The following is a 24,103-nucleotide window of genomic DNA, read 5'->3' on the forward strand; positions in this document are numbered from 1 at the left end:
GCGGTATCCGGTTGCCCAATACCAAGCTACCGAAACGGATGAATCTGACAACGGCAACAGCTCGTCGGAGGCTTCCTCGATCATGGCTTCGACCTTCAAATTCTTCGCTTTGCATGACGTTCTAGAAAGTTTTTAAGCCCTAATACCTATCGGCCGTCTTCTGGATATCGCCGCCGTGGACGAACGTGATAAGGTCGCGGTTGAGGCGCTCTTTCTCCGGGATGAACAGGCCGTGAGGGGCTCCAGCGTACTCGATAAACTCGGCGTGGGGCACAAATTTCGTCATTCGCTCACCACTCACTTTCGGTGGCACCAGGGCGTCGTCGCCCCCATGAATGACCAGCGTGGGCACTTTGATGGTCGTCAGATCCTGGCGAAAGTCGGTTTCTGACCAGGCCCGGGCGCTAACTATCGTGGCGTGCGGGTCGGCTACTTCGCACATGGCCTGGGTCCAGTTGAGGGTAGCGTCGCTGACGGGGTTACTCAGCAGCCCTACGCCGTAGAAATTCTTGCCGAAATCCTGCAGGAAGCTGAAGCGGTCCTTTTCCAAGCCCTCAATCATGCCGTCGAACGTGGCCCGGTCAACTCCTTCGGGGTTGTCGGCTGTTTTGAGCAGGAAGGGCGTTACGGCCGATACGAACGCCACCCGGCTTACCCGGGCCCCGCCGTGCCGACCCATGTAACGGGCCACTTCGCCACCACCCATCGAGAAGCCAACCAGCGTGACGTCCTGCAAATCCAACTTGTCGAGCACAGCTTTCAGGTCGTCGGCGTAGGTATCGTAGTCGTGGCCCTCGAAGGGTTTGCTGGAGTTGCCGAAGCCACGGCGGGTGTAGGCAATAACCCGGAATCCCTGGTCGGTGAGGGCTGTGAGCTGGTATTCCCACATTTTATAGGAAGCCGGCCAGCCATGGATGAGCACTACTGGCTTGCCCTGGCCGTGGTCGATATAATCCAGCTTGATGTCGTTGCCGTGGGCATCTTGGCCCGCAATGATGTGATTCATAAGGAAGAAATCAGAAATGAAAAGCACCCGGGGACTCCCGGGAATAAAATCGTGTCTGTACATACGCCTGGTTGAGCTTCGCGGACGAACGAATGCCAAGAAAATGCATGGAGTTGAACGAATGCCAGTAAAACCCGTTCTTTGGGGCCATGAGCGCATCCCTTCGTTTTCTCCCCCTTGCCCCGCTAGCCCTAGGCCTGCTCCTGACGGCCTGTAATTCTGGCACCGATACCTCAACTGCCACTGCGGATGGTGCCGCCGCTTCGGCCGCCGTGGCGGAGCCCCGCAACGACGCCGGTACCTGGTACCGGCAGTACCGTGGAGTACTACCCGGCTCCTCCGATACCATTACTCTACACTTGCAGCGCCTGGGCAATGCGCCCGCTGCGAGTCTGCCTTCCCGGGTGGTCGGCTTCTATGCCGGCCCCGACGGCCATCCCTACGAGTTGGGTGGCGATACCGGCAGCGGCAGTACCGACAGCCTTAACCTGCGCAACCTGAGCGAGGAACTGGCCGCCGCCACTGCCGATGAAGAGGACGATACCCCAACGATGCCGGCCGGTCCCCAGTGGCGGCTACGGGAGCAAAACGGCCAGTTGGTGGGTACCCGCAACGGGCAGCCTATACAGCTGCGGCGAGTACGCCCGGGCAGCAGCATGGCGTTCGGCGTTCGGCGTTTTACCACCGAAGTGCTGCCTCGCCCCGGCCACCCCGAAGACAGTATCAGCGGCCGAATTTCGATGCAGGCGCTGGTGCCCGCCAGCGGAACGTACCAAGCCGATATCGCGGCCCACATCCGCCGCGGCCTGCACGGCGATACGCTCGACACAGCCCCCGCTCTGGCCCTCGATTCCGTTTGGCAGGAACATCTACGCCTGTTCACCCGCGACTACCGCGCCGACGCGGCCCCGCTGCTGGCGGCGGCCAAAAAGAACCCGAACGACTACCAGCCCGTGGCCGCCCTGGCTTACGAGCAGGAAGCCAACTCCTACGTGCTCTGGAACCAAGGCGACCTGCTGAGCCTGGGCTTCTTCGGCTACGATTACTCGGGCGGAGCCCACGGTATGTATGGCACCTACGTGCAGAGCTACGACCTGCGCACCGGCCGCGTTTTGCGCTACGACGATATTTTCCGGGCCGGCACCAAGCCCCAGCTGGCCAAGCTACTGGGGCAGTATGCCCGCCCTGTATTGGGCCTGAAGGCCAACGAACCGCTTTCGGGGGCTTTGCAGGTGAAAACGCTGCCCGTTACACGCAACGTGTACCTAACCAGTGGCGGAGCTGTATTTGTGTACCTGCCCTACGAAGTGGCGGCCTTTTCTTACGGTCAGATCAGCGTATTCGTGCCTTACACCGACCTGCAGCCCCTGCTCAAGCCAGGCCTGCCCGTTGGCGGCGGCAACGCAGCGGTAGCCAGCCGGTAAGACACTCGTTCTTCGCTCGCGCTACTTGTAACATCAAAACAGCATCGCCATCAACAGCCCCGACTCATCGGTCTTGCACCGGTAGCCGGGGCTGTTGGCATAAGGTTATATGGGCGCTTCGCCCGCTGGTGGCCATGTTTTTGCTCTCTAGGATGTGCAAAATCCCGGTATTCGAAAACCCAGGCAGAGCTGAACGGCTTTCGTAATCGTACCTTTATTGGCCTTTGCGAACCAGGTACCGATCTAATTCCGATCCGGCGCTGTTGCAATAGCACCCGCGCCGGGTACGCTGGCGGCTTTCCGCCTTATTTCCGGCTTACTTCCCTTTTCCCCTTTTCATGCAAGCCCCCAAATTCGCGGCTTCCCGCTCTTTTCATCAGGAGTTGAAGCGCCGCACGAATGCCTATTTCGCCGACGCTGGTAAAGCCACGACTGGCGGGAATGCCCTGTTTTTCAAAGCCCTGCTGCTGACTACTGCCTTCGTGGCCGTGTACCTGCACCTCGTGTTCTGGACGCCGCCCGCGTTGGTAGGCGTAGTAGAGTGCGTGCTGCTGGGCCTGCTGGGCGCAGCCATCGGCTTCAACGTAATGCACGACGGGGCCCACGGCTCGTTCAGCAAGCGCAAATGGATGAACCAGTTCGCGGCCTTCACCCTCAACGTGATGGGCGGCAACTCCTTCATGTGGCACAACAAGCACAACCTCATCCACCACATGTACACCAACGTGGAAGGCGTCGACGACGACCTTGACGCCCAGCCGTGGCTGCGTCTGAGCCCCGAGCAGCCCCGCCGGTTGCTACACCGCTTCCAGCACCTGTACTTCTGGTTTTTCTATGCCCTGCTGTTTATCGCCTGGATTTTCTTCATGGATTACCAGAAGTATTTCAAGGGTAAAATCGGCGAAATATCCATCAAGAAGATGACCGCCTCCGACCAGGGCGTGTTCTGGGGCTTTAAGGTGCTGCACTTGGCCCTATTTGTGGCCCTGCCGATTTATACCGTAGGGTTCCTGGGCTGGCTGGTCGGCTTTCTGATGTTTGCCGCCGTGGCCGGCTTCACGCTCAGCATCGTGTTTCAGCTGGCCCATACCGTCGAGCACACCAGCTTTGTGGTGCCCCACGAAACCACCCGCAAAATCGAGGATGAGTGGGCCATTCACCAGATCCGGACCACTGCCAATTTCGCCACCGACAACAAGGTCATCAGCTGGCTGGTGGGTGGCCTCAACTTCCAGGTTGAGCACCACTTGTTCCCCACCATATCCCACGTCCATTACCCGGCCCTGAATAAAATCATCCGCCAGATGTGTGAGGAGTTCAACATCGAGTACAACGAATACCCGAAGATGCGCTACGCCGTAGCTTCTCACGTTGCCCACCTGCGGGAGCTGGGGCGGCGGTAAGTAGTACATTAATGCTAAAACAAGACGGCCTATTCCACCGGAATAGGTCGTCTTGTTTCTGTTTACTAGGGTTTTATGCTTGTCACCCTGCGGCGGATGAGTGGCAGGATACTCTTTTTAAACTCTATCAATGCTGGGCCAGCATCTGCCCAACCTAACTTCACTACGGAATCACTTTGTAGTACACTAATGCTCGCTATTCTCAGGTCGCAATTTTGACCAATCAATCCTTGAGATGGTGAAATAGGATAACCACAGTTGCACAAATCAAACCCGTAAAAAATGCTTGTTCCAGGGTGGTAAAGGATGAATACTTTGTTGCTCCGGTAGTCAAAAAAGTAACCATCACTAATGAATTTTAAATCGCCAATAACCTTTCCGCCTCTGCGCTCTGCGTCTCTTGCAACAAGCGGTTGTAGTATTTGAAAATTCGTTTGGAACGTACTGTCGCGGTACAGGCTGATAATTCCTTCTTCAGTTAAACCTTTGCTACAAGCCTTGATTGGATAGAATGATCTGAATTGTTCATGATAGGTGCTACAACTGCTCAGCATAAAAGCAACAGCGTAAGCTAGATTCTTAAATGACATATTTGATAATAATAGACTTTCAGAGCAAGTTAGTTAAATGTGATAATTGTGCTCTCGTATTCTTGCCTTACATTCTGTGTCTTTGCGCTCCTGTCAGGGTGGCGGGACTGGAGCTTCGGCGCTGTGAATATGTTAACGTGAAGAAAAATTGGATAATAACAGGTTGAAAATACCATGAACGAGCTTTTTGGTCACGAGAAAACCGTCGAACTGCTCGAATTATACGCTGCAATCGAGAAACGATTTGCCGATCTGCTACTTGAGATAAAACCGCAAAAACCTGGATTACTGGCGTTTCTGGAGGGACTATTAAGATCCGAGCGCACCAGTAGCAACCAGCCTCTCTGGCGGCAGGAAACGGAAGAAATTGTCCGGGCACTTGCCGCTCGCAATACGCAGCAGCTGGCTTCGCTACTGAACCTGCACGCTCTGAACAGTGCCATCGAAGCAGCGCGCTATGAGGATGTAATTCTGGCTCAGCGCGCGGAGGAATTGCGCCGCTTTTCGGGAAAGGCCAAGAGCTTTGCAGCCGAGGAATAAAGGCCTTTTCATTCCTGCCTTACATTCCGTATCTTTGCGCCCCCGCCAGGGTGGCGGGACCGGGGCTTTGGCGCTGTGTATCAAACAAAAACGCGTTCCGGGGGCGGGCCCTGCGCCGGACGTGTACAAGAGGGCCACTGCAATATATCATGGCAGAGCAAGTAGAGTTAGTTGACAATTTCGACTGGGACAACGTGGACGCTAGCGGCTTCGGTGGTAATTACACCTCCGAGCAGCGCGCCGAAATGGAAGAGATGTACAGCGGTACACTCACCACGGTTCAGGAAGAAGAAGTAGTAACCGGCACCGTAGTTGGCATGACCGACCGCGACGTGATCCTGAACATCGGCTTCAAGTCCGATGGTCTGGTGCCCCTGTCCGAATTCCGCGACCTGCCCGACCTGAAGGCCGGCGACACCGTTGAGGTATTCATCGAGGAGCAGGAAAACGCCAACGGCCAGCTCATCCTGAGCCGTAAGAAAGCCAAAATCAAGCAGGCCTGGAAAGCCATCTACGACGCACTGGAGAATGACTCCGTGCTCGAAGGCGTGGTGAAGCGTCGCACCAAAGGCGGCCTCATCATGGACCTCGACGGCGTAGAAGCCTTCTTGCCCGGCTCGCAGATTGACGTGAAGCCTATTCGCGACTTCGACATTTATGTGGGTCGCCGCATGGAAGTGAAAGTGGTGAAAATCAACGCCGCGTTCGACAACGTGGTTGTTTCGCACAAGGTGCTCATCGAGAAAGACCTCGAGAAGCAGCGCGAAGCCATCCTCAATAACCTGGAGAAAGGCCAGATCCTGGAGGGCGTTATCAAGAACATGACCAACTTCGGTGTGTTCATCGACCTCGGCGGTGTCGACGGTCTGTTGCACATCACCGACATCTCGTGGGGCCGCATCGCTCACCCGAGCGAAGTACTGCAGCTCGACCAGAAGCTCAACATCGTGGTACTTGACTTCGACGAAGCCAAGAAGCGTATCAGCCTCGGCCTGAAGCAGCTGACCCCGCATCCGTGGGATTCGCTGCCCGAGGACATGGGCGTAGGCACCAAGGTGAAGGGCCGCATCGTGAACGTTGCCGATTATGGCGCGTTCATGGAAATCATCCCCGGCGTAGAGGGCCTGATCCACGTGTCGGAAATGAGCTGGAGCCAGCACCTGCGCAACCCGCAGGACTTCATCAAGCAGGGCGACGTAGTAGAGGCGCAGATTCTGACCCTCGACCGCGAAGACCGCAAGATGAGCCTCGGCATCAAGCAGCTCAGCGAAGATCCATGGACCCGTGGCGACTTCTCCGAGAAGTATGCCATCGGTACCAACCACAACGGCCTCGTGCGCAACCTGACCAACTTCGGCCTGTTCGTAGAGCTGGAAGAGGGTGTAGACGGCCTCGTGCACGTTTCGGACCTGTCGTGGACCAAGAAGATCAAGCACCCATCCGAAATGGTGAAGGTGGGCGACCGTCTGGACGTGGTAGTATTGGAGCTGGACGTAAGCAACCGCCGCTTGGCCCTGGGCCACAAGCAGCTGGAGGAAAACCCTTGGGATACGTTCCAGACGGTGTTCACCCCCGGCTCGATCCACACCGCTACTATCATCGACAAGAACGACCGCGGCGCGGTGCTCGAATTGCCTTACGGCATCGAAGGCTTCGCTTACCCCAAGTCGCTTCAGAAGGAGGATGGTTCGACGGCCGAAAATGGCGAATCGCTGGAGTTCCGCGTGTTGGAGTTCTCGAAGGACGACCGCCGCGTAGTGCTCTCGCACAACGCCGTGTACAGCAAGCAGGCTGAGGAAGAAGGCCGTGCTGCTAAGTTCGCCAAGAAGAAGCCCTCGACCAGCGGTGCTGCTTCGCAGGGCGAAGGCAAGCTCAGCGACCTGAAGAAGCCGTCGACGGCCGAGAAATCGACCCTCGGCGACCTCGATGCCCTGTCGGCTCTGCGCGACAAGATGATGGACAACGAGCAGGAGTAGTCGTAACCGACTATTGCTAGCCAATATGAAGGCCCCGACGCAAGTCGGGGCCTTCTTTATTTTAGCGATTAGGAAGGACCGTCATTCAGAGCATGTGGCACCTAGAGGCACATGCTCTGAATGACGGTCCTTCCTAATCACTGATTCCTAAAAAAGAAGCTGCACGTCGCCAACCACTTACCGGGATCGGGCCCGAAAAAAGCGCCCTGACTTTGGTCTCCTGCGGATTAAGGCGTATGTTTGCATCCTCAAAGCCCTCCCGGTGACGTGACCGAGCGGCTAGGTAGAGGTCTGCAAAACCTCCTACGGCGGTTCGAATCCGCCCGTCACCTCTACCTGTTCGCAGGCTTTCAAGCCCCGGTTGATTTAATTCAGCCGGGGCTTTTTGTGTCCGGATAATTTCAACCGGAAAAAATATGGGAGCGGTTGAGACTGAGGCTGAACCAACTACGGACGAGCTGAAACCAAAAAGCTGGTTGCGGTTTCCCGCCGCATTATCCTTACATTCCGTTCCCGCGTAGAAACGCGCACCCACCCGTTTTTTCTTCCTTTTCCCTTTTATGAAAATCGTTAATCTCCGCACGATGCGCGGCCCCAGCTTCTGGTCCGTGAAACATTACCGTTTGATTGTAATGAAAGTGGATTTGCAGGACATGGCCGATAAATGGTCGGGCGGAGTGCCAGCGCTGGCGGAGCAATTGCCCGTGCTGCTGCCCCGGCTGGCCGATACCCTGCCCACCGACTCGGACAAATCGGCCCTCAAGAAACCACCCCTCACGGCCGAGCAACTCACCGATGGTGAGCCGCTGAGCTACGTGATTCAGCACGTGGCGCTGGCCTTGCAGCGCATGGCAGGTATGCCCGTGTACTGGGGCAAATCGTATCCGGCCTACGAGCCGGGGGTGGAGTTTGTGGTAGTGGCCTACCAGGAGGAGCGGGCCGGCCGTATGGCGGCCGAGGCGGCCGTGCAAATCGTGGACGATATCTGCCACGGCATCCCGGTAAACGTGGATCGGCTGATCGAGGAGCTGCACGAAATCCGGGAGGAGGAATTTTTCGGTCCCAGCACCTGGAGCATCGTGTCGGAAGCTGCTTCGCGTAATATTCCCTACATCCAACTCAAGAACAGCAATATTATTCAGCTCGGCTACGGCGTGAACCAGAAGCGCATCTGGGCTACTACCACCAGCTACACCTCCCACGCGGGCGTGGAGGTGGCCGGCAATAAGAACCGCACCAAGGCCATGCTCGACGAGGCCGGCGTGCCCGTACCGAATGGCACCACCGTCTATTCTGAGGATGAACTGCGCGAGGCCATCGAGGAGCTAGGCTTCCCCATCGTGACCAAACCCCTCGACGGCAATCACGGCCGCGGGGCCACCATCGGCATCAAGAGTTGGGATGAAGCCGTGGAAGGCTTCAAGGCAGCCCGCGAGCATTCCCGGGCCGTGATTGTGGAGCAACTCGTGGAGGGCTTCGACTTCCGGCTGCTAGTGGTGAACGGCAAGCTGATTGCCGCCGCCAAGCGTACGCCGGCCAGCGTAACCGGCAATGGCACCAGCACCGTGCAGGAGCTTATCGATAAAGTAAACGAGGACCCGCGCCGGGGGGTGGGCCACGAAAAAGTGCTCACCAGCATCAAGGCCGACCACCATACCCAGGAACTGCTGGCTTCCCGGGGCTTGAGCCTGGCCTCGGTGGTGCCGGAAGCGGAGGAGCTGTTCCTCAAGAGCACGGCCAACATCAGCACTGGCGGTACGGCCACCGACGTGACCGACCTCGTGCACCCCTACAACGTGCTGCTGGCCGAGCGCGTAGCCGGCATCGTGGGCCTCGATATCTGTGGCATCGATTTGCTGACCTCCGACATCGCCATTCCGCTTAATGAGAGCCGGGGCGCCGTGATTGAGGTAAATGCGGCTCCGGGCTTTCGGATGCATATTTCGCCCACCCAGGGGCTGGGCCGCAACGTGGCCTCCCCTGTTATCGACATGCTATTTCCGCCCGGCAGCAAGGCCCGGATTCCAATTTTCGCCATTACCGGCACCAACGGCAAAACTACTACCACCCAGTTGCTGGCCCACATCGTGGCCTCCAAGGGACATAAAGTAGGCTATACTACCACCAACGGCATCTACATCCAAGGCACCCAGCTGCAAAGCGGCGACTGCACCGGTGGCCAGAGTGCCGAGTTCGTACTCAAAGACCCCACGGTGAACTTCGCGGTGCTCGAAACGGCCCGTGGCGGCATGCTGCGCTCGGGCCTGGGCTTCCATACCTGCGACGTAGCCGTGGTGACCAATGTGGCTGCCGACCACTTGGGCCTGCGCGATATTTATACGGTGGAGGAAATGGCGGCTGTGAAAAGCGTAGTGCCCCGCACGGTACGCAAGAACGGCTGGGCCGTGCTCAACGCCGACGACGATTTGGTGTACGCCATGCGCGAAAAGCTCGACTGCCGGGTGGCTCTGTTCAGCATGGACGAGCACAACCCGCGCATCCGGGAGCACGCTGAAAACGGCGGGCTGGCGGCCGTATACGAGGAAGGCTATATCACAATCTACAAAAACAGCTACAAGCTGCGCATCGACCGGGCCGCCGAATTCCCGGTGACGCTCGGCGGGCGGGCCACGTTTAACATCGAGAATGCCATGGCCGCTGCCCTGGCCTGCTACTGCTACGGCTTCGACAAGGACGATATCAAGCTGGCGCTGCGCACGTTTGTACCATCGGGTGCCAAAACCCCGGGCCGCATGAACGTCTATAAATTCCCCGAGTTTGAGGTGATTGTGGATTATGCCCACAATGCCCACGGCATGGAGAAGTTCGCCCAGTTCCTCGAAGCCACCGAAGCAACCCATAAAGTGGGCGTCATTTCGGGCCTCGGCGACCGGCGCGACGAAGACACGCTGGCCTTCTCGCGCATCGTGGGTCGTATTTTCGATGAGGTGATTCTGCGTCAGGACCAGGACCTACGCGGCAAAACGGCCGAGGAACTAAAGGAGTTAATGACCCGTGGCCTATGCCTCGATGCCCCCGATCTGCCCATCACTTATATCGAGCACGAGATGGACGCCATCGACCACGTGCTGGCCACTGCCCGCCCGGGTTCCGTCGTGGTCATGTTCACCGAGAATATCACCGCCACGCTTAAAAAGCTCGACGACTTCGAATCCCAGATCACGGATTAGCACGGATTTTAACAGATTCCACGGATTTTGTAGTCGATTGAAAACGAGAAAGCCACCTCAACTGAGGTGGCTTTCTTTTGTTTCGTGGCTAAAGCACGGCAGCGGTCGGGCCAGCTACAAAATTTGTGAAATCAGTTAAAATTCGTGCTAATCCGTGATCCTACTTGAGCGTGAACGTGGTCTTGCCGATCATCACGCCGCCTTCATATAGTTCTACAGTGTGGAGGCCGGTTTTGTAGGGGGCACCCTTGGTGTACACGAACTGCACGGGCTGGCGCGTGTTATCGTACACCAGGTCCTGCTTGGCGGTGTAGAAGGCTTCCGAGCCGTCGATCATGAACGTACCGCCGCCGGTGCTCAGGTTGTAGAGCGCCGCGCCGTCGGGCTCAATCAGGCGCATCATGATTTCCTTGGTTTCCTTTGGCGACACGTCGTTGCGGGCCAGGTTGAAGGTGACTTTGACTTTCTCGACCCGCTTGGCCTTGAACTCGTTGTCAGTGTCCTCTTTCTCCTTTTCGCGGCTGTTGATAACGCCCACGCGGATGTTATCGGCCTGGAGGCGGGAGGCAACGGCCACTTTTTGGCTCAGCTCTTGGTTGGAGCGGACCACCGTCGAAATGGTGTCGGTAAGCTTGTTCTGGCGCTCTTTAAGGGTGGTGGCTTCGGTGTAAAGCGCTTCGTTGTCGGCCTTGAGCTGCACGATTTCCTCGTCCTTCTTACGCAGTTGTGTTTCGAAGTTGGCGGCCCGTTGCTTGAAGCGGCGCTGCTCAGCCACGCTGAAGCTGCTGGACCGGAAGGAGCGGAGCTTGAGCAAGTCAGTGTTGATCTGGGCCAGCTTGGCTACCAACGAATCGTTGGCCAGGCCCATACCCTGTACCTCCTGGCTCTGGCGCTCATAATCGGCCTTCAGCGCTTCGTACTGTCGAATCTGGTCTTCGAGCTTGGCATCTTTGGTTACAACATCAGCCTGGAGCATCTCATTCTGCTTGGTTTTCTGCTGGTTCATGTAGAACAGGAACCCATTGATGCCCAACAGCACCAGAATAAGGGCGACAATCAGCAGGATACGGTTGTTGTTCTTCGGCTCGGGGTTCTGATCTTGTTCCATAGTCGAGAGGGGTTTGGTGAGGCCCGGACAGTGCGGGCGCGGTAGTACCTTTGAGGCAAAAATAACGGAGTTCTTTACTCCGGCAAGCGCCGAAGGTACAACCCTGCCACGATATGTACTCCAAATCAGCTTTCGACGCCACATATTGGCAACAGCGCTACGAGACGGGCCAAACTGGCTGGGATGCGGGGGCTATAACGCCGCCGCTGCGCGAATATTTCACCCAGCTCGGCCCGCCCGATGCTCGCCGTATCCTCGTGCCCGGGGCCGGCCGCGCCCACGAAGCCGAGTTTCTGCACCGCGCCGGCTGGCCCAATGTGCTGGTAGCCGATCTGGCCCCCGCTGCCCTGGCGGCTTTGCAGGCGCGTGTACCTGGTTTCCCGGCAGACCACCTATTGCTGGCCGATTTCTTTGATCTGACGCCAGCACCGCCCTTCGACCTCATCGTAGAACAAACCTTTTTCTGCGCCCTCGACCCGGCGCTACGTTCTGCCTATGCCCGCCAGTGCGCCCATCTGCTTCGGCCCGGTGGTAAGCTCGTAGGGCTGCTTTTTGATACCGAGTTCACGCAGCCTGGCCCGCCCTTCGGTGGCTCCCGCGCCGAGTACGAAGCCTATTTTGCACCGTATTTCGATTTTGTTCACTTCGAAACGGCCACCAACTCGCTACTGCCCCGCCAGGGTCGGGAACTGTTCATCTGCCTGGAAAAGAAATAAAATGGTCGGGGCGAAGCTAAGCCCCGCCCCGACCATTGCTGTCACTCTAAACTCCCAAATCCCATGATTGAAGCCCTAGCCAACGCACTGCCGCACTTCCGCAATACCAATTCCGGCCAGTTTTTCCTGATGGCTGGCCCCTGCGTTATTGAGGGCGAGGACATGGCCCTACGCATTGCCGAGCGCATACAGCACATGACCGATAAGCTCCAGATTCCGTTCATTTTCAAGGGTTCTTACCGCAAAGCCAATCGCTCCCGCCTCGATTCTTACACCGGCATCGGCGACGAAAAGGCGCTGCGCATCCTCCAGAAAGTAAGCCAGCAAATTGGGGTGCCCACCGTAACCGACATTCACGAAGCGGCCGAGGCCGCTATGGCAGCTGCGTACGTCGATGTGCTGCAGATTCCGGCTTTCCTGTGTCGGCAGACCGATTTGCTGGTGGCTGCTGCCCAGACCGGCAAGGTCGTGAACGTGAAAAAAGGCCAATTCCTGAGCGGCGAATCGATGCAGTTCGCAGTGGATAAAATCAAGCAATCGGGCAACGAGCACGTTATTCTTACCGACCGGGGCAACTCATTTGGTTACTCCGATTTAGTGGTCGACTTCCGTAACCTACCTGCCATGCGGGCCTTCGGCGTGCCGGTGGTCATGGACGTTACGCACTCGTTGCAGCGCCCCAACCAGAGCAGCGGCGTCACAGGGGGGCAGCCGGCGCTCATCGAAACTATTGCCAAGGCCGCTATTGCCGTGGGCGCCGATGGCCTGTTCATCGAAACCCATCCTACCCCCGCTACGGCCAAATCCGACGGTGCCAACATGCTGGCTCTCGACCAGTTGGAAGAGCTGCTGGTGAAGCTAACCCGTGTGCGGGAAGCGGTTCGGTAAACGGTAATAAAAGACCGTCATTCTGAGCGCAGCGGAGCGTAGTCGAAGAATCTCTACTGCTTTGTTGCGTTGTCGTTTCAACAAAACGGTAGATATTCTTCGACTACGCTCCGCTGCGCTCAGAATGACGGTTCTTTACTAACCACTAACCACTAGGAGCCAAACACCCGGGTCCATTCCAGTAGCTTGTCCAACGGGTTATTGAAGCGGAGGGTGAAATGCTGCTTGGGCAGGTTGGGATGGAAGAACACGAGGCCGATGTAGAACAGGTCGATGGTGAGCGTCACGTCGGGGTGCTGGCGGATGGCTGCCCAGGCCTGCTCCATTTCGGCCGACCAGTGTATGTCGTCGAGCACGAATACGCTGTGGTCGGTGCGGTGGCGGTTGAGCTGCTCAAAGTAGCGCAGCGTGGGCTCGTAGCGGTGGTTGCCGTCGAAAAAGGCGAAATCGACGGGCGCGGGCAACGCGGCCAGGGCGGGAGCGAGCGTGTCGTCGAGGTTGCCTTCCACAAGCTCCACGTTGGTCGCACCAACGGCCGCGAAAGTCTGGTGAGCGACGGCCGCTGTGGCGGGGCAGCCCTCGAAGGTGAGCACCCGGGCCCGCGAGTCGGCCAAGGCCAGGTAGGCGGTAGTCAGGCCCAGGGACGTACCCAGCTCTACCACCGTGCGCGGCCCGAAGTGGTTGACGAGCCGGAACAGCAGTTGCCCCAGCGCCGGGGGTTTGGCGGCCGTACGGGCAATGTCGCGCAGACGGCGGGTGCGGCCCGCCCCGGCCACCCGGGAGCCCGCTCCGAAGTCGCGCACGGCAATAGCTGTGTCATCGGCCAGCAGCGCGGCGCGGCGGGTTTCTACGGCCTCATAGGCCGCAAACGGGCCTTGGTGGTTGATAACGTGGGCATAAAGCCCGAACACGAAAGGCGAGTGCAGCCCATGGGCATTGCCCGAGCGCCCGAGGAAACGGAGGTAGCTGAGAACCTGAAAAACCAAAACGAAGTAGGGCGAAGCGTAGCCACGTTCCCGGCTAAAGATGGGAATTGGGCAAAGCTACTCCGCGCCGTTCAGAATTATGGTTTCGGGCGTGCTTCAGGATTCAGCCAATGGGGCAAAGCGGTGCATTAGCCCATAAAAAAAGCCGCCCGAAGGCGGCTAACTAAACCCAAAACGGCAAATTAGGCTAGTTGAGGCGGTAGGGAACCACGAGGGTGAACTCCGGAATTTCGACGGCAAACTCGCTGCCGTCCATCAGGCGCTCCATCTGGTAGGTGCCGCGCATCTTGCCGAGGCCCGACTTCAGGTTGCAACCCGATACGTACTGATGCGACTCGCCGGGCTCCAGGGTGGGCTGCTGGCCTACTACGCCTTCGCCTTCTACCTCGCGCACTACGCCGTTGGCATCATAAATATACCAGTGGCGGCGCAACAGCTTCACAGTATATTCGCTGTTGTTGCGGATATCAATTTTGTAGGCGAAGACGTAATGTTCCTGACCCGGGCTCGAATAGTCGGGCAGGTAGTTGGTAGTAACGCTGACGGTAACGCCCTGGGTCGTGGTCGTATTCATAACGGCGGAGTTCCAAAGAAGAAAAAAGCTAACAGCACGGGCCGCATTTTGGTTTGTCTACGGGCCCCGAACTAGCAAAGACGCCTCAAACTAAAAAAATAATCTGGTTCCTATGTCCGTCAAGATTGAAGAAAGCTGGCGCCGTGCGCTGGCGCCCGAATTCGAGAAGCCCTACTTCCAGCACCTAATTGCCTTTGTGAAGGGCGAGTACGCCACGGCCGAGGTGTTTCCGCCCGGTTCTCAAATTTTCCACGCCTTCGATGCCTGCCCTTTTGAGAATCTTAAGGTAGTGATTTTAGGCCAAGACCCCTACCACGGTCGGGGGCAGGCCCACGGCCTGAGTTTTTCGGTGGCCGAGGGGGTGCGCACCCCGCCTTCACTCCAGAATATCTTCAAGGAGCTAGCCGCCGATTTGCCTGATACAGCCCCCGCGCCCAACGGCAACCTCGACCGATGGGCCCAACAGGGGGTATTGCTGCTCAACGCCACGCTCACGGTGCGGGCCAAGGAACCCGCCAGCCATCAGAAAAAAGGGTGGGAGCAGTTCACCGATGCCGTTATTCAAACCATTTCCGACCAAAAGGAGCACGTCGTGTTCATCCTCTGGGGTGCTTCGGCCCAGAAGAAGGGCGAAATCATCGATGCCCGCAAGCACCTCGTGCTCAAGGCCGCTCACCCCTCGCCCTACGCTGCCGACCGCGGCTTCTTCGGCAGCCGCCCCTTCAGCCAAACCAATGCTTACCTACAGCAGCACGGCGAGCAGCCGATTCAATGGTAGATAGATCACAGATGTTGCAGATGAAAAGGATGATGTTCAACTGCCGCTAGAACGGATGAGACTATCTACCCAACAAGACAAAAGCCATTCAGATAGAATGGCTTTTGTCTTGTTGGATCATCGATAACAACACACTTATTTGCTACCGAACGTCATTCCTTTCATCTGCAACATCCACAACATCTGTGATTTAGTGTACTAGGTTGAACAGGCGGTTCCAGCGGATGCGGTGGGCGAAGTCGGCGTTGGGGTCGACGGACATCCAGATGAGGACGGCCTTGCCCACGATGTGGTCGGCGGGCACGAAACCCCAGAAGCGCGAATCGAGGGAGTTATGGCGGTTGTCGCCCATCATGAAGTAATAGTCCTGCTTGAAAGTGTAGCTGGTAAGCGGCTTACCATTTTGCAGAATCTGGCCCGAGGCGTCGGCCGTGATGCCTTCGTTGTGCTCGTAGCGCATGATGATTTTCAGGTACTGGGGCGAGTTCTGGGGCGTCAGTTGCACGGTCTGGCCTTCCTTCGGAATCTGGAGGGGGCCATAGTTGTCCTTGTTCCAGCTTGGGTAGGGCGGGTTTTGCAGGGGCTGGCTGTAAGGGTAGTCGGGGTTGTTGGGGAAGACCTCCTGCCGTTCGCGCTGGCCAATGGGCGTTTTCAGATCGATAATGCCCTTCACGTAGGGCTGCTGCTTGAAGTAGTCGTAGGCGGCGCGGGTCATGCTCACCTCGTAGCCCCGGCCGTACTGCTCGGTGTCCATCTGGTAGGGCAGGCCCTCGGGCGTGTCGTACTCCACCACGCCGTGCTCCTTGAAGGCCGTCAGCAGGTCATCGTTCGACTGGGGCACCTGCATAAAGTAGCTGCTCTGCATCTCGGGGAAATTCTCGGCGGGCTTCCCGTTAATGAATACCTGGCCCTGGCGCACTTCGAGTACGTCGCCGGCAATACCGATGCAACGCTTGATGTAGTTGGTGCGCAGGTCGGCGGGGTGCTCGGCCTCGAAGGGCACGTTGAATACCACCACATCGTTGTTTTTTACCTCCGAGAAGCCAGGCAGCCGGTAGCTGGGCAGCTGAATCAGCTCGGAGTAGCTTTTGAGGCTGGTGCCCCACACGGTTTGGTGGGTAAGAGGCACTTGCAGCGGCGTCTGGGGCGTGCGGGGGCCGTAGTGCAGCTTGCTCACGAACAGGTAGTCGCCCACCAGCAGGGTATGCTCCATGCTGGGTGTCGGGATGGTGTAGGCCTCGAAGGTGGCCCAGCGGATGAGTGTGGCGGCCACCACCGCGAACAGAATGGCGTCGCCCCACTCGCGGGCGGGGCTTTTGCGCTTTTTGGGGGGCACGGGCCCACCCGGCGGCACCGGCGCCGACGGGTTCTTTTCGAGGTATTTCTCCCAGGATTGTACTGCCATGATGTCTACGTTAGCAAGTCGGGAAGTTAGAAAGTTAAAAAGTGATTCTGGTGAAGAACGTCTGCCGCTGCGCCTGCTGAAACCGCCGTGGCGGGCAGTATGGAGCAGGGGCTGGCTTTCTCGCTTGGCGTCTTTTCAACCGGCAAACCTTAAATCCCTAATAAGTCCTTCATCCCAAATACGCCCTGGCGGCCCGGGAGCCACTCGGCGGCCAGCAAGGCGCCTTGCACAAACCCCTCGCGGGTGTGGGCCTCGTGCTTGATTTCCAGCGTGTCGGCGGGCGAGGAGTAAGTAACAATGTGCGTCCCGATAACCGCGCCCTCGCGCTCCGAAATAACAGCCAGTTCGTGGGCTTCGGTGGTCAGGTCGTTGCGCCAGGTGGTTTTGCCGGGGAAGTGGCGCAGGATGCCTTCGGCCACCGTGAGAGCCGTGCCGCTGGGCTGGTCGACCTTTTGGGTGTGGTGGATTTCGCGTACCTGCACATCGTAGCCGCCGAACTGGTGCATTTTGGCCGCCATGTATTCGCTAAAATGAAAGAACAGGTTCACGCCTACGCTGTAGTTGGAAGCATAAAACAGCGGCGTATTGGTCTGCGCGCTCAGGGCTTGCGCCTCGGCGAAATGGTGGAGCCAGCCCGTCGAGCCGCAGACGACCGGCAGGCCCTGCTTCAGGCAGGCCGCCACGTTCTGAAAGGCCGCGTCGGGATGGGTGAACTCGATGGCCACATCTACCTGGGAGGGCGTGAAATCGGTGATGCGTACGTCGGGATGCGAAGGGTCGATGATGCCGGCAATCTGGTGGCCCTGGGCTTGGGCCTGGGCTTCGATGGCCCGACCCATTTTACCGTAGCCAATCAGGAGAATATTCATGTGCGAAAGCTGAAAATCAGAAGTTAAACTATATAAAAGAACTGCTGGCGGGAAAAAGCGGTTGGAGTCAGATTTCCGCCGCAATGCCAAGTAGAAAAGGAGCATCCGGGACTCTGGTTATTTCGCCGCCGGCCGCCGCTTACCGCTTTAGGTGTAGCGAGAGGGCCAGCCCCGCGCCGGGCATCGTGCCCCGGCCCGGCAGCAGGGCCGGGTCGAGGCGCAGGCTCAGATCGTCGCTGATGTCGAAGTCGCGCAAGTGAGCATCGACTAGTGCATCCAGCACGGTAATGCCGTACACCAGCGCCGTGTAGGCGATGAACGTGTCGCGGTTTCGACGGTAGAACACAACGCCGCGCTCCACGTTAGCCGCGCTGGTTTCCAGTCGTACCTCCTTGCCGTCTAAGTCGCTCAGCTTCATTCCGGGATTGTCGAGTAGCTGGTTTTTGCCATCGACGTACTGCCGATAGCGCGACTGGTAGAAAAACAGCCCGTAGCCCACGCCGCCCAACCCGCCATACACGAGGGGCAGCTTCCAGTAGCGGTGGTTGTAGATCTGGCCGGCGCCGGGCAATGCCAGCGCCAGCAGGGCCGCCTTCTGAGGCCGCGTTACGGGCAGGCCCAGCAGCCGCTCGGTGCGCCTGGTCGAATCGGCCACCGGCCGGGTGGCGATGCGCACCGAGTCGGGGCCTTCGGTTACTACCTGGGCCCGGGCGGCGGGAGCATGGCACAAGCTGAGCCCCGACAGGAGCAAGGCGGCCGAAAAGAAGCGAAAAGCAAACATCCTGACGAAGCATTTAAATAAAAACGAACCCCAATAGCTGCTAGTGAGGCCGGAACTCCCGACCATCTTCCAACGGCTACTGCTGGCCCGCTAGTACACGCCCGAATAAGTAGTGAGGCAAAAAGGGCGGAACCTGGTTCCGCCCTTAGCCTGCATGCGTTAAGCGGGTTGCAGAATGTGCAGGATGCGCTGCATGTCTTCCACTGAGTCGAAGGCAATTTTGATTTCGCCCCGGCCCTGGGGGCCCGGCTTCACCAGTACGCGGCTGCCGAAGCGCTCCGACAGGTGGCGCTCGGTACGCTTGATTTCGGCTACCGGCACCGTGGGTTCGGCCGGTTGGGTGGGCTTGCGGGCGCCATCGGTAGGGGCTGCGCTGCCGCCGTTGCGCACGAGCTGCTCCACCTTGCGTACCGAGAGGTCTTCATCGACGATGCGGCGGAATAGCTCCAGCTGCTGGTCCATGCTTTCGATGCTGATCAGGGCGCGGGCGTGGCCCATGCTGATAATCGTGTCGCGCAGGCCGATCTGGATGTCGGGCGGAAGCTTGAGCAGGCGCAAGTAGTTGGTGACGGTCGAGCGGTTTTTGCCTACCCGCTCCCCCAGCTCCTCCTGCTTGAGGTTACACTCGCTCACCAAACGCTGGTAGCTAAGGGCAATTTCGATGGCGTTGAGGTTTTCGCGCTGGATGTTCTCAATCAGGGCCATTTCCAGCATCTGCTGGTCGTCGGCCTTGCGGATATAGGCCGGAATGGCGTCGAGGCCCGCCAGTTTGGAGGCCTGCAGGCGCCGTTCGCCGCTGATGAGCTGGTAGGAGTTGGTGCCGGTCTGGCGTAGCGTCACGGGCTGGATGATACCCTGCACCCGAATGCTCTCGGCCAAGTCCTGCAGCGCGTCCTGGTCGAAGTGAGTACGGGGCTGGTAGGGGTTAGCCTGAATCTGGCCAACCGGAATCAGGCCAACCGAGTTCACGGGGTGGGGCACGAGGCCCATCCGCTCGCTCTTCTTCTCGTAGCTGCCCTCAATCAGCGCGTTTAGGCCCCGGCCCAGGCCGCCGACCCGGCGCTTGGGAGCCGCCGCGGACGTATTCTTGTCGTCGTTTTTTTCAGTCATAACTGCAAGCCGCCTTCACCCAATAGCACGGAGCCAAAGCGGAAACCAAAAATACACAAACCCGCGGGAAGCCCGGGGAAAATTTGTTCCACGCCAAAAGAAAAGCGTGAAACAGTTGTTAGAGGCTAATCGTGAGGAACAGGGTAGCTGTACTTTAAACGGGAACGTCATTCAGAGCGAAGCGAAGCATCTCGCGTGCTAATCGTTGGGTTACTACCACAATGATCAGCACGCGAGATGCTTCGCTTCGCTCTGAATGACGTTCCCGTTTAACTCCTCAAAAACCTACGCTGCCGTGTCCTCGTGGGCGTCTTCCGGCTCCTCGCTACCGGTTCCGTTGAGCATCTCAATGTTCTTTTCCACGATTTCCCGGGCCAGGTTGAGGTAGCTGATGCTGCCCTTGCTTTCGGCGTCGTGCAAGATAACCGGGATGCCGAAGCTGGGCGATTCGCTCAGCTTCACGTTGCGCGGTATGATGGTGTCGAACACCAGTTGCTGGAAGTGGAGCCGCACTTCCTCCACCACTTGGTTGCTCAGGCGCAGGCGCACATCGTACATCGTGAGCAGAATGCCCTCGATTTCGAGCTCCTCGTTGAGGCGGCTTTGGATGATTTTGACCGTGTTGAGCAGCTTGCCCAGGCCTTCGAGGGCGAAGTACTCGCACTGCACCGGAATGATAACCGAGTGGGCAGCCGTGAGGGCATTCACCGTAATCAGGCCCAGGGAGGGCGAGCAGTCGATAATGATGAAGTCGTAGAGGTCAGCCAGCGGGCGCAGGGCGTCCTTCATCTTCTCCTCCCGGTTAGGCAGGTTGATCATCTCCACCTCGGCGCCCACCAAATCGATGTGCGAGGGCATCAGGTCGAGGTGGGGCAGCACGTTGGTTTGAATGATGATGTCCTGGGCGTTGATGCCGTCCACCATGCACTCGTAAATGCTGTTCTGGATGTCCTTGGGGTCGAAGCCTACGCCGGAAGTGGCGTTGGCCTGGGGGTCGGCGTCCACGAGCAGGGTCCGATATTCCAGCGCCGCCAGCGAGGCCGCGAGGTTGATCGAGGAAGTGGTTTTTCCCACGCCGCCCTTCTGGTTAGCTACCGCAATAATTTTGCCCATGAGGTTTGGAAAGCTGTAGGCTATCAGCTGTTAGCTGTTAGCTTGTCGCAAGTTCAGAATAAAAAGAGCTATCAGCTAACAGCTATCAGCCAACAGCTAAAAATCAAAGAGTTATGGTTTCGCCAACTTTCATCAGGATCAGCTCCTGGCCAGCTTCGCGGGCTTTGGCCTGCGTCTGGTCGTGGTCGATGGCGATGGGGGGGAAGGTGTCGTAATGCATGCCGATAACCTTGGCCGCTCCGGTCCAGTTGGCAGCTACCAGCGCGTCGTCGATGCCCATCGTGAAATGGTCGCCGATGGGCAGCAGGGCGTAGTCTATTTCGTTCCGCTCCCCTACCATCTTCATGTCGTAAGTCAGGGCCGAGTCGCCGGCGAAGTAGAGGGTTTTACCTTCCGCTTCAACAACAAAACCAGCCGCCAGTCCGCCGTAGCTGCCGTCGGGCATCGAGCTGGAGTGGGTGGCCGCCACCATCTGCACCGTGCCGAAGGGCAGTTCTACGGTGCCACCGATGTTCATTTTCAGGTCGCCGTTGAGGCCCTTGGCTTCAAACCAAGCCAATACCTCGAACATGCCCACCAGCTTGGCACCGGTGCGCTTGCCGATTTCCTCGACGTCGGCTACATGGTCGCCGTGGCCGTGGCTGAGCAGGATGTAATCAGCCTGTATCTCGTCCACGTTTACGTCTTTAGCCAACGGGTTGGGGCGGATAAAGGGGTCGAATAAAACGTGGCTGCCCCCGGCTTCGAGCAGGAAGCAGGAGTGTCCGTAGTAGGTCAGATTCATAGCGGGGAAGGAGAAGGAGCTTGGCACGAAGGCCGCAAGCCCAGGATGGGATACCTTTGGCAAATATACACTGTTTCACGGTTCTCCTACACTGTTTCACGGTTCCCATGCTCCCGTTTTCGCGCCGCGCCGCTCGTTTTGCCCTCTTTTTGCCGCTCGGTTTGTTGTCCGGGCTCACTTCCTGCACCGAGCCCGCCCCGCCCACCGATGAGCGCCGCGTGTTCCGCTACAACCAGCCCGAAAGCCTCACGTCGCTCGACCCGGCCTTCGCCCGCAACCAGGCCAACACCTGGGCTACTACCCAGCTCTACAACGGCTTGGTCGAGCTCGACGACAGCCTGCGGCCCGGCCCCGGCGTGGCCCGCCGCTACCGCGTCTCGCCCGACGGCACCACCTACACGTTCTGGCTGCGGCCCGACGTGCGTTTCCACGATAACGCCGTGTTTACCGGCGGTAAGGGCCGGCGCGTGGTGGCCCAGGATTTCGTGTATTCCTTTAAACGGTTGCTCGACGGGGCCACGGCCAGTCCCGGCGGCTGGATTTTCCGGGGTAAGGTGCTGGAGCAGGCCGGTGGCGAGCCGTCGGATACCTGCTTCGTGGCCCTGAACGACTCCACGCTGCGCATCCACCTCAAGGAGCCATTTATTCCGTTTCTGGGCATCCTCACCATGCCCTACGCCTACGTGGTGCCCCGCGAGGCCGTGGAGAAGTGGGGCAAGGACTTCCGGGCCCATCCGGTGGGCACCGGCCCGTTTCTATTCAAGGAGTGGGACGAGGGCAACGCCATCATCTACCACCGCAACCCCACTTACTGGAAAAAGGACGCGCAGGGGAAGCAGCTGCCCTACCTCGATGCGGTGCAGATCACCTTCATTCAGGACCGCAAAACCGAGTTCCTAACTTTCATGCAGGGCAAGCTCGACTTTCTGAGCGGCATCCGGAGTGGCTCCCGCGACCTGATTATGTATCCCGACGGCGAGGTGCGCGAGGATTTCCGGGGCAAGTTTCGGATTCAGAAGGTACCCTACCTCAACACCGAGTACATTGGCATGCAACAGGACCTGCGCAACTTGCGCGGCGACAATCTCACCACCGGCCGCGCCCTCCAGGACAAGCGGGTGCGTCAGGCCCTCAACTACGCCCTCAATAAGCCCGAACTGCTGGCCTACTTTCTCAACAACGTAGGCCAGCCGGGTATTTCGGGCTTCGTGCCGGCCTCATTGCCCTCATTCAGCGCCGTGAAAGTGCCCGGCTACACCTACCAACCCACTAAGGCGCGGCAGCTGCTAAAGGAAGCTGGTTACGGCCCCGGCAAGCCGTTGCGCCTGCGCCTGAACACGGTGGCTGAAACCAAGGAATACTGTGAATACTACCAGAAAAAGTGGGCCGAGGTGGGCGTGCAGGTCGAAATTGACGTGAACCAGGGCGCGGCCCACGGCGAAATGATTGACAACGGCCGCGCCGCTTTCTTCACCCGCAGTTGGCTCGGCGACTACCCCGACGCCGAAAACTACCTGGCCCTGTTCTACAGTCCCAACTTCGCGCCAGCCGGCCCCAACAAAACCCACTTCCAAAGCCCCGCCTACGACCAGCTTTACCAGCAGGCCAAGCTGGAGCAGAACGACGCAAAACGCTACGCCCTCTACCAGCAAATGGACCGCATTGTGGTGGAAGAATGCCCCGTTATTTCGGTGTATTATGATGAAGTCGTGCGCCTCACCCAGAATAACGTGCGCGGCCTTACGCCCAACCCCATGAACCAGCTGGTGCTGGAGCGGGTGAAAAAGAGTGAATGAGTGACTGGTTATGGCGAGCAGCACGAAGCAGTATGTCATTCGCGCAATCAGAAACCCTGGATAAGCGCAAAGCCCCTGACGTACGCACGTTAGGGGCTTTGTGTTGAAAGGCTACAAGCTCAGAAAAGGATGGTCTGCTTCGCGTTGCTCGTCACGACTGAACCATCACTCATTCACCGAGTCACTCACCGCTAGGGGTTCGTGCTCCACATGCTGGCTTCCTTGATGAAGATACGGCGGTTGAGTTTGAGCTGGCTGATGACGATTTCGGCCAAGTCTTCGGGCTGCATCACCTTGTCGGGGTTGCCGTCGGTCAGGTTGTTGCTGGTGGCCAGCTCGGTGGCCACGGTGCTAGGCGTTAGGGCCGACACGCGGATGTTCTGCTTGCGCACTTCCTGCATCAAGGACTCGGTGAAGCCCAGCAGCGCGAACTTGGAGGCGCTGTATGCGCTGCCGCCCGCCGAGGCCCGCAAACCGGCCGTGGAGGCCACGTTGATGATGTCGCCGGTCTGGCGCTCCACCATCTGGGGCAGCACGGCGCGGGTGGTGTAGTAGGCGCCCAGTAAGTTCACCTGAATGATTTTCTCCCACTCGGCCGGCTCCATGTCCAGGACTTTGGCGAAGGTGCCGATGCCGGCATTGTTGATGAGAATATCAATGGTGCCCAGTTCGCCGAGGGCGGTGCTCACGGCCTTCTCCACGTCGGCGCGGTCGGCTACGTCGGCTACTACCACCACGGCGGCGGGGCCGCCGAGTTTCTTTATTTCCTGGGCTACGGCTTGCAGGTCCTTTTCGGTGCGGGCCAGCAGGGCCACGCGCACGCCTTCCTGGGCCAGGGCCACGGCAATAGCGCGCCCGATTCCTTTACCTGCGCCCGTAACGAGGGCCGTTTTGCCAGTTAACTTTTCCATGAGGGAGGGTTTAGTTGAATAAGCCCTTATAACCCAACTGCCGTGCAAAGGTTGACTTTTGGGCCAATGGAAGCCAGGGAAGGACAGTTGTGCTTACCTTTCCGGTATTAGAACGGGCCCACCCACAAAATCCGTTAAAATCCGTGCTAATTCG

At 58.4% G+C, this 24,103-nt stretch carries 21 protein-coding genes and 1 tRNA gene; 10 read left to right on the plus strand and 12 right to left on the minus strand.

From position 1 onward, the window contains the following. Positions 1-139: 139 nt before the first annotated feature. A complete protein-coding gene (locus tag CDA63_RS17075) occupies positions 140-1,006 on the minus strand; it encodes an alpha/beta fold hydrolase (protein WP_088465677.1) in 867 nt (288 codons plus the stop codon). Positions 1,007-1,155: 149 nt separating this feature from the next. Between CDA63_RS17075 and CDA63_RS17080 the strand changes: the two genes are divergently transcribed. Beyond that, on the plus strand, positions 1,156-2,430 hold the full coding sequence (locus tag CDA63_RS17080; RefSeq protein ID WP_088465678.1) for a DUF3298 and DUF4163 domain-containing protein: 1,275 nt from the start codon (positions 1,156-1,158) through the stop codon (positions 2,428-2,430). Between the two features lie 338 nt (positions 2,431-2,768). Then, on the plus strand, positions 2,769-3,833 hold the full coding sequence (locus CDA63_RS17085) for a fatty acid desaturase family protein (protein WP_088465679.1): 1,065 nt from the start codon (positions 2,769-2,771) through the stop codon (positions 3,831-3,833). A gap of 65 nt (positions 3,834-3,898) precedes the next feature. Here the strand turns inward: CDA63_RS17085 and CDA63_RS20590 are convergent, their stop codons facing one another. Further along, positions 3,899-4,423 carry a hypothetical protein gene (locus CDA63_RS20590; protein WP_126546917.1) on the minus strand — a complete coding sequence of 175 codons (525 nt, stop codon included), beginning with the start codon at positions 4,421-4,423 and terminating at the stop codon, positions 3,899-3,901. A 174-nt stretch (positions 4,424-4,597) separates the two neighbouring features. On the opposite strand from CDA63_RS20590, the gene CDA63_RS17090 reads away from it, so the two are divergent. From CDA63_RS17090 to cphA, 4 genes are all read left to right on the plus strand, one after another. Next, positions 4,598-4,963, plus strand: coding sequence for a hypothetical protein (locus CDA63_RS17090; RefSeq protein WP_088465680.1), 366 nt, complete (start codon positions 4,598-4,600; stop codon positions 4,961-4,963). Between the two features lie 149 nt (positions 4,964-5,112). After that, on the plus strand, positions 5,113-6,939 hold the full coding sequence (rpsA, locus tag CDA63_RS17095) for a 30S ribosomal protein S1 (protein ID WP_088465681.1): 1,827 nt from the start codon (positions 5,113-5,115) through the stop codon (positions 6,937-6,939). A 261-nt stretch (positions 6,940-7,200) separates the two neighbouring features. Then, positions 7,201-7,271, plus strand: a tRNA-Cys gene (locus tag CDA63_RS17100). A 228-nt stretch (positions 7,272-7,499) separates the two neighbouring features. After that, positions 7,500-10,130, plus strand: coding sequence for a cyanophycin synthetase (gene cphA, locus CDA63_RS17105; protein WP_088465682.1), 2,631 nt, complete (start codon positions 7,500-7,502; stop codon positions 10,128-10,130). 160 nt (positions 10,131-10,290) lie between these two features. Here cphA and CDA63_RS17110 read toward each other — a convergent pair whose 3' ends face one another. Next, on the minus strand, positions 10,291-11,238 hold the full coding sequence (locus CDA63_RS17110; protein ID WP_088465683.1) for a hypothetical protein: 948 nt from the start codon (positions 11,236-11,238) through the stop codon (positions 10,291-10,293). Between the two features lie 113 nt (positions 11,239-11,351). Between CDA63_RS17110 and CDA63_RS17115 the strand changes: the two genes are divergently transcribed. Together CDA63_RS17115 and kdsA are read left to right on the plus strand one after the other, a co-directional pair. Beyond that, entirely contained in the window at positions 11,352-11,954 is a 603-nt protein-coding gene (locus tag CDA63_RS17115) for a methyltransferase domain-containing protein (protein ID WP_088465684.1), read from the plus strand. 63 nt (positions 11,955-12,017) lie between these two features. Beyond that, entirely contained in the window at positions 12,018-12,842 is an 825-nt protein-coding gene (gene kdsA, locus CDA63_RS17120; RefSeq protein ID WP_088465685.1) for a 3-deoxy-8-phosphooctulonate synthase, read from the plus strand. Between the two features lie 152 nt (positions 12,843-12,994). Here the strand turns inward: kdsA and CDA63_RS17125 are convergent, their stop codons facing one another. Beyond that, positions 12,995-13,828, minus strand: coding sequence for an O-methyltransferase (locus tag CDA63_RS17125; protein WP_088465686.1), 834 nt, complete (start codon positions 13,826-13,828; stop codon positions 12,995-12,997). A gap of 187 nt (positions 13,829-14,015) precedes the next feature. Beyond that, positions 14,016-14,402, minus strand: a complete 387-nt coding sequence (apaG, locus tag CDA63_RS17130) for a Co2+/Mg2+ efflux protein ApaG (RefSeq protein WP_088465687.1) — start codon at positions 14,400-14,402, stop codon at positions 14,016-14,018. Positions 14,403-14,514: 112 nt separating this feature from the next. Here apaG and CDA63_RS17135 point away from each other — a divergent pair, with 112 nt between their 5' ends. Next, positions 14,515-15,180 (plus strand): uracil-DNA glycosylase, encoded by a 666-nt coding sequence (locus CDA63_RS17135; RefSeq protein ID WP_088465688.1) that lies wholly within the window; start codon positions 14,515-14,517, stop codon positions 15,178-15,180. Positions 15,181-15,370: 190 nt separating this feature from the next. Here CDA63_RS17135 and lepB read toward each other — a convergent pair whose 3' ends face one another. From lepB to CDA63_RS17165, 6 genes are all read right to left on the minus strand, one after another. Further along, positions 15,371-16,585, minus strand: coding sequence for a signal peptidase I (gene lepB / locus CDA63_RS17140; protein ID WP_088465689.1), 1,215 nt, complete (start codon positions 16,583-16,585; stop codon positions 15,371-15,373). 149 nt (positions 16,586-16,734) lie between these two features. Beyond that, positions 16,735-17,454: a 4-hydroxy-tetrahydrodipicolinate reductase gene (gene dapB, locus CDA63_RS17145; protein ID WP_088465690.1), complete on the minus strand. Its 720-nt coding sequence runs from the start codon at positions 17,452-17,454 to the stop codon at positions 16,735-16,737. A 139-nt stretch (positions 17,455-17,593) separates the two neighbouring features. Then, positions 17,594-18,235 (minus strand): DUF5683 domain-containing protein, encoded by a 642-nt coding sequence (locus CDA63_RS17150; protein ID WP_088465691.1) that lies wholly within the window; start codon positions 18,233-18,235, stop codon positions 17,594-17,596. A 159-nt stretch (positions 18,236-18,394) separates the two neighbouring features. Beyond that, a complete protein-coding gene (locus tag CDA63_RS17155; protein WP_199797551.1) occupies positions 18,395-19,345 on the minus strand; it encodes a ParB/RepB/Spo0J family partition protein in 951 nt (316 codons plus the stop codon). Positions 19,346-19,630: 285 nt separating this feature from the next. Beyond that, positions 19,631-20,458: a ParA family protein gene (locus CDA63_RS17160; RefSeq protein WP_088465692.1), complete on the minus strand. Its 828-nt coding sequence runs from the start codon at positions 20,456-20,458 to the stop codon at positions 19,631-19,633. A gap of 103 nt (positions 20,459-20,561) precedes the next feature. Further along, positions 20,562-21,242: a metal-dependent hydrolase gene (locus tag CDA63_RS17165; protein ID WP_088465693.1), complete on the minus strand. Its 681-nt coding sequence runs from the start codon at positions 21,240-21,242 to the stop codon at positions 20,562-20,564. A 107-nt stretch (positions 21,243-21,349) separates the two neighbouring features. On the opposite strand from CDA63_RS17165, the gene CDA63_RS17170 reads away from it, so the two are divergent. Next, on the plus strand, positions 21,350-23,038 hold the full coding sequence (locus CDA63_RS17170; protein WP_242434723.1) for an ABC transporter substrate-binding protein: 1,689 nt from the start codon (positions 21,350-21,352) through the stop codon (positions 23,036-23,038). Positions 23,039-23,229: 191 nt separating this feature from the next. On the opposite strand, the gene CDA63_RS17175 is transcribed toward CDA63_RS17170, so the two are convergent. Then, positions 23,230-23,949: a 3-ketoacyl-ACP reductase gene (locus CDA63_RS17175; protein WP_088465694.1), complete on the minus strand. Its 720-nt coding sequence runs from the start codon at positions 23,947-23,949 to the stop codon at positions 23,230-23,232. Positions 23,950-24,103 lie beyond the last annotated feature (154 nt).

This window comes from Hymenobacter amundsenii (genome assembly GCF_002204745.1).
Lineage (GTDB): Bacteria > Bacteroidota > Bacteroidia > Cytophagales > Hymenobacteraceae > Hymenobacter > Hymenobacter amundsenii.